Origin of the sequence: Gordonibacter sp. (assembly GCF_036667095.1) — a bacterium.
Classification (GTDB): Bacteria; Actinomycetota; Coriobacteriia; order Coriobacteriales; family Eggerthellaceae; genus Gordonibacter.
Genome location: NZ_JAVWUP010000241.1, coordinates 1 through 3364, shown reverse-complemented (window position 1 = coordinate 3364; position 3364 = coordinate 1). Strand labels below are relative to the sequence as shown.

The window sequence follows — 3364 nt, the reverse complement described above, 5'->3', positions numbered from 1 at the left end:
TTATCATTGCATTCTCAAATGTTACGTGCTTATCGACCTCAAGGCGGGAAAAATAACGCCGCAGGATGTTGGGCAGATGGACTTTTACGTGAGGCTGTTCGACGACCGCTGCGCGCAGCCTGACGATAATCCTACTATTGGCATCATTCTCTGTGCGACCAAGGATGTGACGGTGGCGAAGTACTCTGCTCTCGCCGACAAAAAGGGGCTGTTTGCCTCGCGCTACACGCTCTGCCTACCAACTGAGGAGGAGATAGCCCAGGCCCTCGAACCGACGAGTGCCCTGTTCCTTGAGTGATGCAATCATATTTGATATTTGAATACGTATCTTCGGCATAATCCCAGGAAGCACAGTCGAGGAACCCTTGGGATTATGCTTCAACTGTGGATTCAGAATTTGATACGCGAAAATAGACAATGACCTGCGGTATTGACGTTTTGCCGAAAGTGTAGATTGACGCGGTGTCACCTTGGGGAATACACTCGTGGCAACAACTTCAGCGGCGGTCAAAGCAAGGGGATGCCGAGCGCTGTCGGAGCATTCAGCTGCAAGCTGCACCAAGGTGGTTGGAAAGGGGACGTGCGATATGAACGGCACCGACAAGCATCAGACCCGCCGAGGCGAGATTGTGCTTGCTGCACGCGACCTCTACGAGGAGCGTGGTCTGGAGCATACCACCATCAAGGATATCGCCGAGCGTGTAGGCGTCGCCCGATCGCTCATCTATCACTACTTTCCCGATAAAGAGGCGCTGACCGATGCGGTCCTTAACAACCTTGTCGAAGATTTTCTTGAGGCGCTGCGCTATTGGAACGCCCAGCGCGAGCGCGGCAACGTGGACAAGGCCCTCGCCGACTGTCTGCACCTGTTCCGCAACGGCATCTTCGAAAACGGATCGTTCCGCCGCAGTCTGGCAAACACCGAGAACGCCGCGCTCTACCTGCATTTCGTGCAGGTAGTGGCCGACCGCATTGCCCACTACATCGTCGATTCCACGGTGCAGGATTTCGGCCGCTACCATGAAATAGAGATCGACCATGTGTACGAGACGTTCTATATGCTGATCATCGGCATGATAGGCCTTGTCCGAGCCTATCCGGATATAAGCGACGGCACCCTGCGGGCAGTGGCCGCCCAAACGCTGCATATCGAGCGTTTCTTGCAGGACGAGGCGGAAGGCGGTACGACGACGTGCTCGACGTGCTCGACGTGAGGCCCGAACGCTGGCTCGGGCAATAGGTTCAACCAAGAGGTTTTAGCGACAATGCGACACATCGTTTGAAGGGAGGGCTCGCGCCCCCTTGGGATACGTGCGTGCAAAGCGCCAGGCAAGGTGGAGTATGCGGAGGTGATGACCAGTGCGGGAGGCGCAGGTCACCCTAGAAAACCGCAACATTCAAGGAAAGGAGCGGCACCTATGGAGGACGTTGGGAAGGAAACGAGCGCCCCGGTCGCCAAAAGATCCAAGCGGAAGTGGCCGATTGTCGTAGGCGTGGTGGCCGTGGTGCTGGTGGCTGCGGGTGCGGGATTCTGGGTATGGCACGAACAGCCCAGCTTCTGCAACGCCATCTGCCACGAGCCGATGGACAACTACGTGGACGGGTACTACCACGACGCCACGCTCATGGCCTATGCGCACCAGCAGGAAGGCGCGGCTTGCCTGGATTGCCATGAGGCGAAGATCGAAGAGCAGGTGACCGAGGCGACGTCGTGGGCAAGCAAGTCCTACCAGGTGGACGAGGCGGGGAGCTTGGCCACGACGGGTGTGACGGCCGACAAGGCGTTCTGCGCCAAAAGCGGTTGCCATGATTGGGATGTTGTCGTAGCGGCCACCCAGGATTGGGGCGGGGACGCGGGCGTGAATCCACATAGGTCGCACCAGGGCGAGGCCATCGATTGTAGCAACTGCCATGTTGCGCATGGCTCGTCGTATATGTACTGCAACACCTGCCATGACTATGCGGTTCCCGATGGCTGGCAGCAACCAAATCGAGGCGAAAGGAGGGCATCATGATGAAGAAAACCGCACTGGTTGCCTGCGGGGCTGCCGCGCTTGCGCTGGGGCTTTCCGGCTGTGCGAACTACGAGGGAACCGGCACGAAGGACGCGGCGAGTGCCGAGCAGCTGGCCTTGCGGTTGGACGACCCGTGGGCCCAACAGGCGCAAGTGTCGGCCGACCCCACATCGAAGGCGGAAGGCTCGTATGCCGACGGCGTGTACACCGGCAAAGGCAAGGGGATGGACGGCCTGATCACCGCCACGTTGCTTATCGAGGGCAATCGTATTACCTGCATCGAGACCACGCAGGAAGGCGAAAGCCAGAGCGTCGGGGGTTACGAGGCTATTCGCGACGGGGTGTACGCGTCTTTGATCGACGTGGCCCAAGGCTCGGACATCGATACGGTGACGGGCGCAACCATTACGACAGCAGGCGTGCGCCAGGCGGTAGAAGACGCTCTCGGCCAGGCACGGCAGTAGGAGGAGGTGTGGAAATGAAAGATCGTTTGACTTCGGGAGGCAGGCTAGCTGGAAAAGGCGCGAACGTCGGCAACTCAAGGCTCGATGGGAACGCAGGGCGCAATAAGAGTGCCCAGCATTTTGCCGGTTCCGACGACGGTGGATCCGTCGGCGATGCTTCCGCAGCTGCAACTGCGGGTCTTTCCCGGCGTGATTTCCTCTCGGGTGCCGCGGCGCTAGTGGGCTCCACGGCAGCAGCCACGGCGCTGGCAAGCATGGCTCCGGGCGCTGCCTTTGCCGAAGCTCCTGGCGTTATCGGTGATTGGGCCGCCGACGGCTCCAAGAACGTAGGCGTGCCTGAAAGCGCTGCCACGAACGGCTCGGCGGGCGACGGTTCCTTCCGCGATCACAACGCAGCGGCATTCCCGGCGAACGACGCCACGCCCATTTTGCCGCGTGCCGTGCCGACGACGTGGGACTACGAGTGCGAGATCTGCGTGGTGGGAGGTGGCGGCGGCGGTTTGAATGCGGCGGCGCGCAGCGCCGAGTTGGGGGCCGATACCATCTGCGTGGAGGCCATGGGCCTGCATGGCGGCAACGCGCAGTGCGCGGGTATGTGCGCCATCCTCGGCGGATCGAAGCTGCAGGAGTCCAAGCGCTTCGCCTTTCCCGAGTACCCCTTCGACGCACGCAAGCTCTCCGACTGGGCCATGGACGAGTACCATTATGCGGCCGACCCGCATCTCATCTACCGCATCGCCGAATCGGGCGGTATCTGCATCGACTGGATGGCCGACTGCGGCGTGCAGTGGCGCTTGGGCGAGGTGCCTGTGTACGTAGCGCCCAAGAATTCCACGCTGGACCACCACGTGCAGAAGATGAAGGACGCCACCGATGCCATGTTCG

General features: G+C 60.4%; 5 protein-coding genes. All 5 read left to right on the top strand.

The window, feature by feature from the left end; genetic code table 11:
• Positions 1-298 (top strand): PDDEXK nuclease domain-containing protein (locus RR842_RS13080; RefSeq protein WP_332730041.1); only part of this gene is annotated, 298 nt, incomplete at its 5' end.
• 289 nt (positions 299-587) lie between these two features.
• Positions 588-1214 (top strand): TetR/AcrR family transcriptional regulator, encoded by a 627-nt coding sequence (locus RR842_RS13075; RefSeq protein ID WP_332514170.1) that lies wholly within the window; start codon positions 588-590, stop codon positions 1212-1214.
• Positions 1215-1418: 204 nt separating this feature from the next.
• On the top strand, positions 1419-2015 hold the full coding sequence (locus tag RR842_RS13070; RefSeq protein WP_332514171.1) for a cytochrome c3 family protein: 597 nt from the start codon (positions 1419-1421) through the stop codon (positions 2013-2015).
• A complete protein-coding gene (locus RR842_RS13065) occupies positions 2012-2479 on the top strand; it encodes an FMN-binding protein (protein WP_332514173.1) in 468 nt (155 codons plus the stop codon). The genes RR842_RS13070 and RR842_RS13065 overlap by 4 nt, the downstream gene beginning before the upstream one ends.
• Before the next feature lie 14 nt (positions 2480-2493).
• Positions 2494-3364: FAD-binding protein (locus tag RR842_RS13060; protein WP_332730040.1), on the top strand; the 871-nt coding region annotated here is incomplete at its 3' end.